Here is a 13,820-nt window from a genome sequence, read left to right as displayed (position 1 = left end):
TATCGTTTCCCTCTCCCGCAGGGAATGCAGGCCGGGTAGGCGTTAGCGCCACCCGGCATTGTTCACTTACTGCGCCGTACTTTTCACCGGCGCAGCCTCATCATTCGCCGCAGGCTGATTCTGCGGCACGCTGTCACACGGTTTCTCTTTCGGACAGACCAGATCCAGCATCTTCAGCGTCACGCCGTTGCTCCAGCCGAATCCATCCTGTAGCGGATACTCACCGCCGCCGCCGCCCGTACCGGTGGAGGAGACATCATATTTCTCCACCAGTTTCTGCTCGCGATCGTAGGTATGCTGAACATTTTTCAGGAAGCGCCAGGTGACATCCATCGCGACCTTGTCCTGTCCATAATTTTGCAACCCTTCCGTGGCTACCCACTGCAGTGGCGCCCAGCCATTGGGGGCATCCCACTGCTGGCCGCTGTTCACGGTGGTGGTGGTGATGCCACCCGGTTTCAGCAGACGTGAGGACGTCGCTGCAGCCACTTTATCCGCGCGATCCTGTGCCGCTGCCTTCACATACAGCGGGAAGAGGGCTGCAGCCGTGAGCTGATTACGCACCTTCTTACTCTTCAGGTCGTAATCCGCATACCATCCCTCTTTATCGTTCCACAGATACTTCTCCATCGCCTTCTGGCGCGCCGTGGCCAGGGCTTCATATTTGTTCGCGCTGGCGGCATCGCCGCTCTCCTGGCTTGCCCGGGCGAGCAGTTTTTCCATCTTGAACATCAGGGCGTTCAGATCCACCGGCACAATACTGGTGGTGCGGATGGTGCCCAGCTTTTGCGGATCGTCCATCCAGCGGGAACTGAAGTCCCAGCCTGAGGCCGCCGCAGAGCGCAAATCGCGGTAGATTTCGGTTGCCGGGCGGTTAGGGTTGCTTTTGGCGGTGGTGATATCGTCAAGCCACGACTCCGGACGCGGCGTGTCGCGGTCATCCCAGTAGCGGTTGAGCAGCGAGCCATCCTCCAGCTTCACCACGCGTTTGTTGGCCTCTCCGGCCTGCAGCGCATCTGCGCCCTCCATCCAGTAGGCGTACTCCTTTTCCATCTGCGGACGGTATTTTTTCAGCGCCTCGCTGTCGTGCGTGGCCAGCAGTTCCACCATCAGCGAGAAAAATGGCGGCTGGGAGCGGCTCAGATAGTAACTGCGGTTGCCGTTCGGAATGTGCCCCCATGTATCCAGCTCGTAGGCAAAGTTGTCCACCATATCGCTGATTTTGTCCCAGTGGCCGCTTTCCGCCAGCCCTAACATGGTGAAATAGCTGTCCCAGTAGTAGACCTCGCGGAAACGCCCGCCCGGCACAACGTAGGATTTCGGTAAGGGCAGGAGTGAATCCCATTTGTTACTGGCTTTATCGGTGGTACGCGTCAGCACAGGCCACAGCCCGTCAATATGCTCACGCAGGCTCTGCCCCGCAGGAGGAACATATTTTTCCCCTTCCGCGGGAAGCGTGAAGTTCATATCAACAAAATGGCGTAAATCAAACCCGGACTGACGACGCTGCATGCGGTAGTCGGCCAGGATCGTCAGGGGATCGCTTTTCGGTACGGCATCGGCAAAGGTTTTTTGATCGGGGAAGAGTTTGGCGCTCTGGACATCGTTGAAAAGAGGGCCGAGCAAGATATCCGGTGAATTTGTCTGGCCAGAGTTCATCTCTTCCGCGTTGCCTGTCGCGGCAACCGCGAGCAGCGCACTGCCCAGAACCAGAGGTAAGAGGCGAGGGCGCAGCTTTTGAGGTGTTATCATCGGTGCTTCTCCTTATTTCGCTGAGCAGCGGTCACGCTGTAATCATTCACCAGAAAACCTTAGTCGAATATTCCGCGCTTCGCGTGTCGAACATCGCACTTTGCACAAATCCAGACAATTTACCGTTGCGTTTAATGCCCCGGTGGCGCGGCTGAAATATTGATATTGTGAATGGCTGTAGGCGAGAAAATAAATTGCGATCCGTTACGCATAATTTTCCGGATAAAGGCTTTCTTTTAATTATCCCGATCACATAAAGCAAAAAACATAACTTCATGGTGAAAAAACATAATGGATCGCCTCGTTGCGCTCAGGCGAAATTATTGCCAAAGCAGAAACCGGTTTCATCAATAAGGAGTAACGTGATGTCAGTGAGTGAAAAAATTCCGGTCCGGGAAAAAATAGGCTACAGCCTTGGAGATGCCGCGAGTCATATTGTTTTTGACTCCTCGGTCGCCATTCTGGCGTATTACTATACGGATATTTATGGCTTACCCCCGGCCGTAATGGGAACCATGTTTCTTTTGGTCCGCTTATTAGATGCCATTACCGACCCCGTTATGGGAGCGATTGCCGATGCAACATCCACTCGCTGGGGACGTTTTCGCCCCTGGCTGCTGGCGATATGCGTTCCTTTTGCGGTGAGTTGCGTGCTGGTATATTCCATACCTGATTTTACTGAAACCGGGAAAATTTATTATGCCGTTGGCGCGTATATATTTATGACCCTGATGTATACAGCCATAAATATCCCGTATTGTTCTTTGGGGGCGGCGCTGACGTCCGATCCGCGTGAAAACCTCTCGTTGCAGTCCTGGCGCTTTGCCATTACGCCAATTGGCGGGGCGCTCGGCACCGCGCTGATTCTGCCCCTGGCGGACTATCTCTACCCCGGCGACAGGGCGACCGGCATTCAGGTGGCGATGGCGCTTTTTGGCGCAATCGGCTGCGTGATGTTTATCATTTGTTTTGTTACCACCAAAGAGCGCGTCCAGCCGATCAAAGAGGAAAATCTGAACATCGCCCGGGACGTTAAAATTCTCTTTCGTAACGATCAGTGGCGCATTCTCTCGATCTACAACTTTATGATGCTGGTGGCGGTGGTGATCCGCGGTGGTGCAGTGGTCTATTACGTGAACACTGTTCTCAACAAGGGGGCTGACGTCATCTCGTTCTTTATGCTGGGCGGGATGCTGGCCTCGATGTTTGGTTCGGTTCTGGCGCAGCCGTTCGGGACCCGTTTTTGCAAGGTTAAACTCTCGTTCTGGATCAATATTCTCAACGCTGCGTTAGGCGTGGCCTGCTTCTGGCTGCCGCTGGAGTTCTGGGTCATTCCACTGATTGCCCATGTGTTCATTCAGATTGTCCAGGGCGGTAACGGCGCGTTGCAGTGGTCAATGATCACTGATGCAAATAATTACGGTGAATGGAAAACCCAACGTCGTATTACAGGTATGAATGTTGCGGCCAATATTTTCGTGATTAAGTTGGGGGTCGCCGTCGGTGGTGCCATTCTGGGTTGGGTGCTGGCCTGGTTTAATTACCAGTCGAACAGTACCGTACAGTCAGAATCCGCCATTCAGGGCGTTATTTTATTGTTCACGTTAATCCCTTCACTCTTTTATTTACTCACCGCATTCTCGATCAAATTTTATAAATTAACTGAAAACGTCATGAATGGCGTGGTGAGTGATTTAAACAAAGGCGAATTCGCTAACTCTTAATAGTTGAAGCAGTAAGCCGATAATTCATTTGAATTATCGGTGAGGTTCTCTGTGTCCGTCAGGAAATAATGATTAACTCACGAGGATGGAGTCGATGAAAGTGAAATACTTTGCACTGCTCGTCAGTGCGTTTTGTTCTACCGCAGCAATGGCAGCAAATGATACCCAACGTCTGGAAGATAAACTGGCGCAACTGGAGGCGCGCCTCGAAAAGGCCGAAACAAGGGCAGCAAAGGCAGAAGCACAAATTCAGGTTCTGGAGCAACAGCAGCATACCGTGGTAGCTGCAAATCCTGTGGTGGTTGAATCCACAGAGCCTGCGACAGCGCAAACGGCACCTAAGCTTACGTTATCCGGCTACGGTGATATTAAATTTTATGGTGACGTTGAATTTAATATGGATGCGGCCAGCAAGACCGGCAGTTTAACGTCCATGAAAACGACAGCCAATAAAGACTGGGCACCCGGTAACCATGAACGCTGGGATATTAACGGGCGTTTGCTGCTGGGGTTTGACGGCTATAAGCGAATGGAAAACGGCAATTTTGCCGGTTTCTCCGTACAGCCGCTGGCGGACTTAACGGGCAAAATGAACCTGGATGACGCGGTCTTCTTCTTTGGCACGGAAAACGACTGGAAGGTAAAAGTTGGCCGCTTTGAAGCCTATGACATGTTCCCGCTTAACCAGGATACCTTCGTTGAATATTCCGGCAACACCGCTAACGATCTCTACGGCGATGGTTATGGCTATATCTATATGATGAAAGAGGGGCGGGGGCGTAGCGACAGCGGCGGTAACTTCCTGCTGAGTAAAACCCTGGGCAACTGGTATCTCGAGGTTAACACGCTGCTGGAAGACGGCAGCTCGCTGTTTGTTGACCAGCAGTATCATGGCATGGACCTGGATAACGATAAAAACGTCGCCTACGTCCGTCCGGTGATTGCCTGGCAGGAAGGAAACTTCTCGACCGCCATCGCGATGGAGAGCAACCTCGTCAACAATGCCTACGGCTACCACGATGCGTCCGGAAGATGGGTCGACCAGTCTGACCGCACCGGCTATGGCTTTACCATGACCTGGAACGGGCAAAAAACCGATCCGGATGACGGTATCGTGGCGAACCTGAATACCGCCTACATGGATGCTACCGACGAGACGGATTTCACCGCGGGCGTGAATGCCTTATGGCGCAATGTTGAGCTGGGCTATATCTACGCGCATAACCAGATCGATAATTTCAACACCGCCAACTTTAATGCGGATTGTGATGGCGACTGCTGGGTGACCGATCCCGGTGATTATGATATTCACACCATTCATGCGTCGTACCTGATCCCGAACGTCATGAAGATGAAGAATTTCAATATCTATCTTGGCGCGTATGCTTCGTGGGTTGAAGCACATCCGAATGACGGCGATGACCGTAACGACGATCGCTATGGCGGGCGCGTGCGCTTCAAATACTACTTCTGATGTCCAGCGCCAGTCAGGCCTCTTCCGGGGTCTGGCTGGTCTCCCGCAGCGTGCCCGGCGCATGGCCGATTATTCGCTTGAACGCCCGGCTAAACGCCGCAAGGGATCCGTACCCCAGTCGCAGCGCGACCGTTTCAATAGGCTGATTTTCATGGCGAATGTACTGAATTGCCAGGCGCATCCTCAATTCGCTGAGGTATTTCGCCGGGGTAGTGCCCGTCGCGGCGAGAAAACGTTCCGCAAACACCGAGCGGGAGGTGCCAGCCTCTTTTGCCAGATCCGCCACGCTCCAGTTCAGACCTGGCTGCTGGTGCATGGCGTAAATGGCCCGGCTCAGACGCGGGTCACGCAGTACCTGCACCCAGCCGGTGGCTTTTCCGCAGCCTCCTTCAACCCAGCCCCGCACGATTAGCGCCGCCACCACGTCCGCCAGCCGCGCGAGGATCCCGGCGAATCCGGCCTGACGCGTCATGGATTCGCGTTCCATCGCCGCCAGCAGCGGGTGGATCTCCGGCCAGGTGGACATCAACCGGCTCACCATCATCACCTCCGGCATCGCTTTAATTAGCGGCTGCATTCCGCCCAGTTCAAAGTCCATGCATCCGCTGAAAATCACGGTGTTCTCGCTGTCCGGGCAGGGTTCGCAGGTGATGGCGCAGACCGAGCCGCAGATAGGCTCGCTGGGAAACGCGCTAACCGGCGTGATGGTTGCCTTCTCGTCAGACAGCAGGGCGTGCGCATTACCGTTCGGAATAAAAAGGGCATCGCCACCGCTTAAGGTAAACGTTGCGCCATTCTCCATACGCAGCAGGGCGCTGCCGCGGCTGACAAAATGAAATTGTGCTTTGCCCGGCGCCTGGTGGAACGCCACGCCGAAAGGCGCGCTGGCTTCAATGCGGCGGTATTTCACGCCCGACAGGCGCATTCCGCGCAACAGCTCGCTAATCAGATCGGGGGACTGAGCGGTCATGGCAAAACTCCGGACGAATAATCAATAAGTGGAGATTATATGTCATAGATCGTCCAGGGTGAACACTCTATCCTTTTGCGACAGTTGTCACATTTTCATAACGGGAGATCAACAGATGAGTTCATGTGTCGCGGCGAGAGAGGCTGTTGTGCCTGCAAAACCCGCCTGGCGGGCCGTCTATTCACTGGGGCTGGGGGTGTTTGGTTTGATCACGGCGGAGTTCCTGCCCGCCAGTTTGTTAACGCCCATGGCCGCAAGCCTGGGCGTAACGGAGGGGATGGCTGGGCAGGCGGTGACCGCCACCGCGCTGGTCGCGCTGGTCACCGGATTGCTGATCACCCCGGCGACCAAAAGTATCGACCGTCGCTGGGTACTGATGTTTTTCTCGGTGCTGCAAATCGTCTCCAGCCTGCTGGTGGCTTTTGCACCCACGCTGCACGTACTGCTGATGGGACGCCTGCTGTTAGGGATTGCCATCGGGGGATTCTGGGCGATGTCGACCGCCACGGCGATGCGTCTGGTGCCTGCCGATAAAGTGCCGAAAGCGCTGGCGGTGATCTTCTCCAGTGTGTCGATCGCCACGGTGGTCGCGGCCCCGCTGGGCAGCTATCTTGGCAGCCTGATTGGCTGGCGTAACGTCTTTATCCTCTGCATTCTGCCGAGCATGCTGGCGCTGCTGTGGCAGCTCTGGGTACTGCCGTCAATGAAGCCGGAGAGCAGCGGCAGCCTGGGCACACTGTTCCGCGTGCTGCGTCGTCCGGGAATGATCGGTGGAATGCTGGCGACCATTCTGATCTTCAGCGGTCATTTTGCCTTCTTTACCTATCTGCGTCCGTTCCTTGAAACGGTGGGGCAGGCAAGCGTGGAGAGCATCTCGCTGATCCTGCTGGGCTTTGGGATTGCCAACTTTATCGGTACCTCCGTAGCCGGACATCTGCTGGCGCGTAATCTGCGCCTGACGCTGGCGCTGGTACCGTTCGCCATGGGCGTGCTGGCACTCACCATGGTGGCGTTTGGTCATCTGGCGATACTGGATGGATTGCTGGTGGCGATGTGGGGCTTTGCGTTTGGTCTGGTTCCGGTGGGCTGGTCAACCTGGCTTGCCACGACGGTGCCAGATGAAGCCGAAAGCGCAGGTGGTTTGCTGGTAGCCTCTATCCAGCTGGCAATCAGCGCCGGTGCGGCCGTGGGCGGGGCGGTATTTGACCTCAACGGCGCCAGCGGCGTCTTTGCCGGAAGCGGTTTCCTGCTGGTAACGGCGATGGTGATTGTGTTGATGGGCGTGAAGGTTAAGGCGGAGTGAATTATTAGCCGGGTAAGCGCAAGCGCCACCCGGCTTAAACCTTACAACCCTTTCTTATCCATCAGCACCGCCAGATCCACCAGGCGGTTAGAGAAGCCCCACTCGTTGTCATACCACGCCAGAATTTTCACCATCCGATCACCAATCACCAGGGTGGAGAGACCGTCAATAATCGAAGAGCGCGGGTCGCCCTGATAATCGCTGGAGACCAGCGGTTCATCGCTGTATCCCAGAATGCCTTTCAGTGGCCCGCTGGCCGCGGCTTTGCGGAACGCATCGTTCACCTCTTCGGCCGTAACGTCACGGCTCAGCGTCACCGTTAAGTCCACAATCGAGACCACCGGAACCGGTACGCGCAGGGAATAGCCGGTCAGCTTGCCGTCCAGAGACGGAATGACTTTCCCCAGTGCCTTCGCGGCACCGCTGGAGTACGGCACAATCGACAGGGCTGCTGCACGTGCGCCGCGCAGATCTTTTTCCGGCTGGTCGTGCAGCGCCTGGCTGTTGGTATAAGCGTGCGTGGTGTTCATCAAGCCATGCTCAATACCAAACTGCTGATGCAGGACCTGAGCAGCCGGGGCCAGGCCGTTCGTGGTGCAACTCCCGTTGCTTACTACTACGTGCTTAGCCGGATCGTACTGCTCGTGGTTAACGCCCATCACCACCGTCAGATCGTCATTTTTACCCGGCGCGGAGATGATGACGCGCTTCGCCCCACCGTGGGTGATATGCACCAGCGCTTTTTCGCGCTCGGTGAAGAAACCGGTCGCTTCAATCACCACGTCAACGCCCGCATCGCGCCAGGGAATATTCGCCGGATCGCGTTCGCTAAAGACGGTAATGCGCTGGCCGTCAACCTGCAGCGCGCCGTCCGCCGCTTCAACGGGTGCCGGTAGCGTGCCGAGCAGGGAATCATGCTTAAGCAAATGGGCGAGGGTTTTGCTGTCCGTCAGATCGTTAATCGCCACAATCTGCAGGTCCGGATTGCCCAGTGCCGCGCGCAGGAAATTACGTCCGATACGGCCGAAACCGTTAATGCCGACCTTAACCATAAAGCACTCCTTATCTCTGTTGTCTGGAGTCACTGTAGGCTTCAGGCCGGATGGCGTAAACGACAAAAAAAGATCACATTACGCCATTTTGCGGCAGTGAAAACGCTGACGGTATTCACCGGGTGTGAGGTGGAGCTGTTTTTCAAATACGCGACGCAGGTTGATGCTGGTGCCAAATCCGCTTTTCTCGGCGATAACGGACAGCGGATCGTCGGTCTGTTCAAGCAACTGTCGGGCTGCGGCAAGGCGCGCTTCGGTCACATAGCGTGCCGGAGACGCCCCCGTGTCGCGGGTGAATACCCGGGTGAAGTTGCGCGGGCTCATGGCTACTTTTTCCGCCAGCTTTTCGACGCACAGATCGGCCGTCAGGTTTTGCAGGATCCAGGTTTGCAGCTCGCTGATGGGGCCGGAGGAGCCGGACTGCGACAGGTTATAGCGGCTGAACTGTAGCTGTCCTCCCGGGCGGCGCAGATACATCACCATATCCTGCGCCACGTCGCGCGCGAGGCTGAAGCCATAATCGTCTTCCACCAGCGCCAGGGTCAGATCAAAGCCGGAACTCACGCCACCGGAGGTCCAGACAGGGCCATCCTGAATATAGAGCGGCCCTCCCTCAACACGGATGGTGGGGTACTGCGCTTGCATGGTTTCCAGCAGCCGCCAGTGGGTGGTTGCCCGACGGCCGTCAAGCAAACCGGTCTGGGCCAGCAGCATTGCGCCACCGCAAATGGAGGCGATCCGCCGCGCATGGGGGGCTGCAAGATGCAGCCAGTCCACCACGGCGGTGCTCTCCTGCTCGTTCATGCCGCGCCCGGTAATGATGATGGTATCAAGCGGCTCACGGGGATCCAGCTCCGGCAGGCGATAATCTGCCAGCAGATTGAGACCAGACTGGCCGTGGATCACCTGGTGCGGCTGGGTCGTGGCGATGATGATGCGATAGCAGGGCTGCGCAAGGCCTCCCGGGTGCAGGCGGTTAGCTTGCATCAGAATGTCGGCGATGCCGGCGGCTTCAAACAGCATGCCGCCGTCAGGAACAATAATCAGGATCTTCTTCATGTCCTGAAAAGTACCTTTATTGCAAAATAAGTCAAGCGGAGGGCAAGGGCGTTGGCTGGCACAACACACCTTTCTGGCAAAGCAAAGTGATTTAAGTTCTTTGTTATTTCAGGCGTTATCCCGGATCGTCAGCATATTATCTCTGGCGAAACGGCTCTGAAGGAATGGGTAAACGAAGCTCCCTCTATTTACATCCGCAGCAACGCGACCAAATTCACCATCTCGCCTCGGGGTTTCTCTGGCGAACCGAACTGCCCACGTGGATATTAATCGCCACCATTTATGGCGGCTGGTTCTCGACGCTGGCGTTCTGGCACACCCTCGGTCTGCTGCCTGCCACGCTGTTGCTGATTGGGTTTACCGCCTGGTATATGTCCCTTCAGCATGAATTGATCCACGGCCATCCCACGCGTTTCGTGTGGCTGAACCAGCTCTTTGGCACGCTGCCGCTGGCGGTCTGGTATCCGTATGGCCTGTACCGGGATTCTCATCTGGCCCACCATCGTCACGACCATCTCACCATTCCGGTGGATGACCCGGAGTCATACTACTTTTCGCAGGCGAGCTGGGCGCGATTGTCGTCCTGGCAGAAGCGGGTGATCCACGCCCGAAACACCTTTACCGGGCGACTGTTGCTGGCGCCGCTGCTGGATATTCTCCAGACGCTGGGCAGCGCGGTGGCGGCGTTTCGCCATCTTCAACTGCGGGCGATGGTGATGTGGCTTGTGCATATAGCGTTATTGGCGCTGCTTTTTACCTGGATGATGCACAACGGTTTCTCTCCGCTCTGGTTTGTACTGGCGGTAAGCTACCCGGCGCTGGCGCTGACAAAAGTACGCTCTTTTCTCGAACATCGCGCGGCGGACGACCCGCTGGCGCGTTCGGTGATTAACGAAGCAGGCTTGTTCTGGCGCGTGCTGTTTTTAAATCTTAACTACCATTCAGTACATCACGATTTACCCGGCGTGCCCTGGTATGGGCTTAAGACGATCTACCTGCAAAACAAGAAGGCGTACCGGGAGCGTAACCACGGGTTTCTGGTCAGAGGGTATGGCGAATGGATGCGACGGTTCTGGAAAACGTCGGTGGACGTCACCGTACATCCCTGGCGTCAACAGGAGGAAGGAGATGAGTAACCGGCTGGCGTTTCCGATGTATGCGGTGGATAGTACAGATACTCTTGCCCTGTGGCGGGCCGTCCAGCGTCTACTGGTGGCGCGTGGTCTGCCGGTGGAGGAGCTTATTCCCGGCAGGCCTGAGCCTGACCTGTTGGCACACTGGCAGCAGCCTAATCTTATCCTGAGCCAGACCTGCGGCTACCCGCTGATGACACAACTGCCGGAGGTACAGGTCGTCGGCTGTTTTCACTACCGGGTACCGGGCTGCGAAGGGATAAATTACCGCAGTTTTCTGGTGGTACGTGATGAGGATAAACACCGCACGCTGGCTGATTTTCGCGGACGGCGGGTGGTATGTAACGCGCCCGATTCCCAGTCTGGCTACAATGCGCTGCGCAACCGCGTGCCGTCACGTGCGTTAAACACCTGGTTCTCAGAGGTTATCTTTAGCGGCAGCCATCGCCAGTCGCTGATCGAAGTAAAACGTGGGGGAGGGGATATCGCGGCGATCGACTGCGTGACGTATGCGCTGTTGCAGCGGCATGAACCGACCCTGCTGGCGGGGCTAACTGTGATTGACCAGACGCCCCTTACGCCAGGACTGCCGCTGATCACCGCGTCCGGCACCGCACCCGAAACGCTTCATGCCATCCGTGATGCGCTAACCACGCTGGTGAGCGCCCCGGAATACCGGGGCGTGTGTGATGCGCTGTTTATCGGCGGGTTTAGCGTCGTGGCGCGTGAGGCCTGGTCTGTGTTAACCGGGATTACAGCGGACGGATCTCTTTCGAGCGCAGGGTGAGGCGGACAGGCACCGATTTATACGACGGCGTGCCGCTCTCTTTATCCAGATAGTCGAGCGGAACCAGCACGTTGGCCTCAGGATAGTAGGCCCCGACCGAGCCCGGGGCGATGGCATACGCCACCACAGTGATATCCTCCAGACGCTGAGTGCTGCCCGGGAGGGCGGTTTCGATATCCACCCGGTCGCCGTGCTCCAGTCCTGACTGCGCCATATCCGCTTCATTCATAAACAGCACGTCGCGACGGCCAAAGACGCCCCGGTAGCGGTCGTCGAGAGCGTAAATCGTGGTGTTGTACTGGTCGTGACTGCGCAGCGTGATCAGACGCAGGACGTTATCGCCTTCACCGCTGGCATCTTCATTGACCCCTTCAAATACCGAGAACATCGCTTTGCCCGTCGCCGTCGGCCAGATACGTTTCGTGGGTGGCAGCGGCATACGGAATCCACCGGGTACCCGGATCCGCGCGTTATAGTCCTCAAAGCCCGGAATGGTCTGCTCAATCAGATCGCGAATGCGATCGTAATCCGCAACCAGGTGCATCCAGTCCACGCGGGTTGTCTTCAGGGTTGCCTTCGCCATGCCGGCCACAATAGCCGGTTCAGCGCGAAGCAGGGGAGAGGCGGGTTTCAGCTTGCCTAAGGAGGCATGAACCATCGACATGGAATCTTCAACGGTAATGGACTGACGTCCGCTGGCCTGCATATCCAGTTCCGTGCGGCCAAGGCAGGGTAAAATGAAGGTCTCTTTACCCACCAGCAGGTGCGTACGGTTCAGCTTGGTGCCAACGTGCACGCTCAGATCCAGCTTACTCATCGCCGGGAAGCCGTTTTCGTGATCGGGCATCGCCACCGCAAAGTTGCCGCCGAGGCAGATAAGCGCTCTGGCACGACCGTCAATCATGGCCTGGGTTGCCTGCACTGCGTCATGGCCATGGTGAGAGGGCGGCTCAAAGCCAAACACCTCCTTAAGACGGTTCAGAAATGCCGGGGTTGGTTTCTCGCTTATCCCGACGGTACGGTTTCCCTGAACGTTAGAGTGGCCGCGCAGCGGACAGATCCCCGCACCGGGCTTGCCTATATTGCCGCGCAGCAGCAGCACATCGGCGATCAGGCGGACGTTGGAAGTTCCTTTATTATGCTGCGTAATGCCCATGCCGTAGGTAATGATGGTGGCATTCGATTTCGCGTAGGCATCGGCAACCTGTTTCAGCGCCGCCTGGCTCAGCCCGGACTCGCGCTCAATGGCGTCCCAGTTCGTTTGCGCAATGTCTGCCGCAAAGTCTTCAAAGCCCTGTGTGTGTTCGGTGATAAACGCGTGGTCGAGCACGTTGCCACGCCCGGCTTCCATCTGCAGCAGGTGTTTGGCGATGCCTTTTAGCGCGGCGGCATCGCCACCGGCTTTAACCTGGAAGTAGGTTGAGGCGATGTCGGTGGATCCGTAGGTCGCCATCTCAATGACGCTCTGCGGATCGGCAAACCGTTCCAGCGCGCGCTCGCGCAGCGGGTTCAGGACGATGATCGGCACGCCGCGGCGAGCCAGTTCATGCAGGGTGCCCATCATACGCGGATGGTTGGTGCCGGGATTATGCCCGATGGAGATCACCAGCTCCGTCTTGTCAAAATCGTCCAGCGAGACGGTGCCTTTCCCGATACCAATAGAGCGCGGTAAACCGACGCTGGTGGCTTCGTGACACATGTTGGAGCAGTCGGGAAAATTATTGGTTCCGTACTCACGGGCAAAAAGCTGGAACAGCCAGGCCGCTTCGTTGGAGGCGCGACCGGAGGTATAAAACTCCACCTGGTCTGGTTCAAGCCCGCGCAGAACCTCGCCGATGCGTTCGAAGGCATCCTCCCACTCAACGGGGCGGAAGGTGTCACTTGCCCGGTCATAGCGCAGGGGATGGGTCAGGCGCCCGTATCCTTCCAGCTCAAAGTCAGATTTTGCCAGTAACGACGTAACGGTGTTATGAGCGAGGAACTCAGGAGTCACCCGTTTGCTGGTGGCTTCCCAGGTGACCGCTTTTGCCCCGTTCTCGCAGAACTGAAATGTGGATTTATGCTCTTTGTCTGGCCACGCGCAGCCCGGGCAGTCGAAGCCGTCAGGCTGGTTGGTGCGCAACAGCGTGGCGGGAGCATCCAGGGCATCCATCTGTGTTCGCACGGCAATTGCCGTCGCTTTTAATGCTCCCCAGCCGCCTGCAGGGCCGTCGTAAGGTCTGATGCCGGGAACGGCACGTCGTTTGTTATTCATTCCAGATTACCCTGTTAGACCGCCGGTCGTGCATGATGCGGCTGAGAAAAATTAAAGAAATCATAACAAATTTTTATCATGTCGATAATGTGTCCTGACAAGGGTGGCGTGAATGCGACAATGTTAGTGACAGTAAAATTTCAAACGAAAGGCGGGCAGGGGAACCTGCAATATATTTACCCGACGATGCTGAAGGCGATAAAGTGAACAATGCGCCGGGGAATAAAGATGTAGTACTGCTTAACTGTTAATTCACTGCGGGTGGTGTAAATCGTGCCTCTAAGGGATTAAAGGCACCAGGTTATTTTGCGC

The 13,820-nt window shown here is 56.5% G+C and carries 10 protein-coding genes; 5 read left to right on the top strand and 5 right to left on the bottom strand.

What is annotated here, in order from left to right; genetic code table 11:
* Positions 1–66 precede the first annotated feature (66 nt).
* Positions 67–1,752, bottom strand: coding sequence for an alpha,alpha-trehalase (locus tag AC2FAK_RS03620; RefSeq protein ID WP_095454543.1), 1,686 nt, complete (start codon positions 1,750–1,752; stop codon positions 67–69).
* Between the two features lie 365 nt (positions 1,753–2,117).
* Between AC2FAK_RS03620 and AC2FAK_RS03615 the strand changes: the two genes are divergently transcribed.
* Both AC2FAK_RS03615 and AC2FAK_RS03610 read left to right on the top strand, forming a co-directional pair.
* Positions 2,118–3,476 (top strand): glycoside-pentoside-hexuronide (GPH):cation symporter, encoded by a 1,359-nt coding sequence (locus AC2FAK_RS03615; RefSeq protein ID WP_020690856.1) that lies wholly within the window; start codon positions 2,118–2,120, stop codon positions 3,474–3,476.
* A gap of 94 nt (positions 3,477–3,570) precedes the next feature.
* Positions 3,571–4,950, top strand: a complete 1,380-nt coding sequence (locus AC2FAK_RS03610; RefSeq protein ID WP_095454542.1) for a carbohydrate porin — start codon at positions 3,571–3,573, stop codon at positions 4,948–4,950.
* Between the two features lie 13 nt (positions 4,951–4,963).
* Here the strand turns inward: AC2FAK_RS03610 and AC2FAK_RS03605 are convergent, their stop codons facing one another.
* Positions 4,964–5,920: an AraC family transcriptional regulator gene (locus AC2FAK_RS03605; protein ID WP_029882287.1), complete on the bottom strand. Its 957-nt coding sequence runs from the start codon at positions 5,918–5,920 to the stop codon at positions 4,964–4,966.
* Between the two features lie 115 nt (positions 5,921–6,035).
* Between AC2FAK_RS03605 and AC2FAK_RS03600 the strand changes: the two genes are divergently transcribed.
* A complete protein-coding gene (locus tag AC2FAK_RS03600) occupies positions 6,036–7,223 on the top strand; it encodes an MFS transporter (protein WP_013096167.1) in 1,188 nt (395 codons plus the stop codon).
* Positions 7,224–7,264: 41 nt separating this feature from the next.
* Here AC2FAK_RS03600 and gap read toward each other — a convergent pair whose 3' ends face one another.
* On the bottom strand, positions 7,265–8,275 hold the full coding sequence (gene gap, locus AC2FAK_RS03595; protein ID WP_095454541.1) for a type I glyceraldehyde-3-phosphate dehydrogenase: 1,011 nt from the start codon (positions 8,273–8,275) through the stop codon (positions 7,265–7,267).
* 78 nt (positions 8,276–8,353) lie between these two features.
* Positions 8,354–9,334 carry a GlxA family transcriptional regulator gene (locus AC2FAK_RS03590; protein ID WP_020690861.1) on the bottom strand — a complete coding sequence of 327 codons (981 nt, stop codon included), beginning with the start codon at positions 9,332–9,334 and terminating at the stop codon, positions 8,354–8,356.
* A 164-nt stretch (positions 9,335–9,498) separates the two neighbouring features.
* Between AC2FAK_RS03590 and AC2FAK_RS03585 the strand changes: the two genes are divergently transcribed.
* Positions 9,499–10,470 carry a fatty acid desaturase gene (locus tag AC2FAK_RS03585; protein WP_095454540.1) on the top strand — a complete coding sequence of 324 codons (972 nt, stop codon included), beginning with the start codon at positions 9,499–9,501 and terminating at the stop codon, positions 10,468–10,470.
* Positions 10,463–11,254: a phosphate/phosphite/phosphonate ABC transporter substrate-binding protein gene (locus tag AC2FAK_RS03580; protein WP_095454539.1), complete on the top strand. Its 792-nt coding sequence runs from the start codon at positions 10,463–10,465 to the stop codon at positions 11,252–11,254. Before AC2FAK_RS03585 ends, AC2FAK_RS03580 begins: the two co-directional genes overlap by 8 nt.
* Here the strand turns inward: AC2FAK_RS03580 and AC2FAK_RS03575 are convergent.
* Positions 11,220–13,508 carry an FdhF/YdeP family oxidoreductase gene (locus AC2FAK_RS03575; RefSeq protein ID WP_095454538.1) on the bottom strand — a complete coding sequence of 763 codons (2,289 nt, stop codon included), beginning with the start codon at positions 13,506–13,508 and terminating at the stop codon, positions 11,220–11,222. The two genes, AC2FAK_RS03580 and AC2FAK_RS03575, sit on opposite strands and share 35 nt — an antisense overlap.
* Between the last annotated feature and the right edge of the window lie 312 nt (positions 13,509–13,820).

Source organism: Enterobacter cloacae complex sp. 394F7 (genome assembly GCF_057320385.1).
Note: the sequence above shows the minus strand (reverse complement) of the source record. Positions and strands in the feature narration are given on the sequence as shown.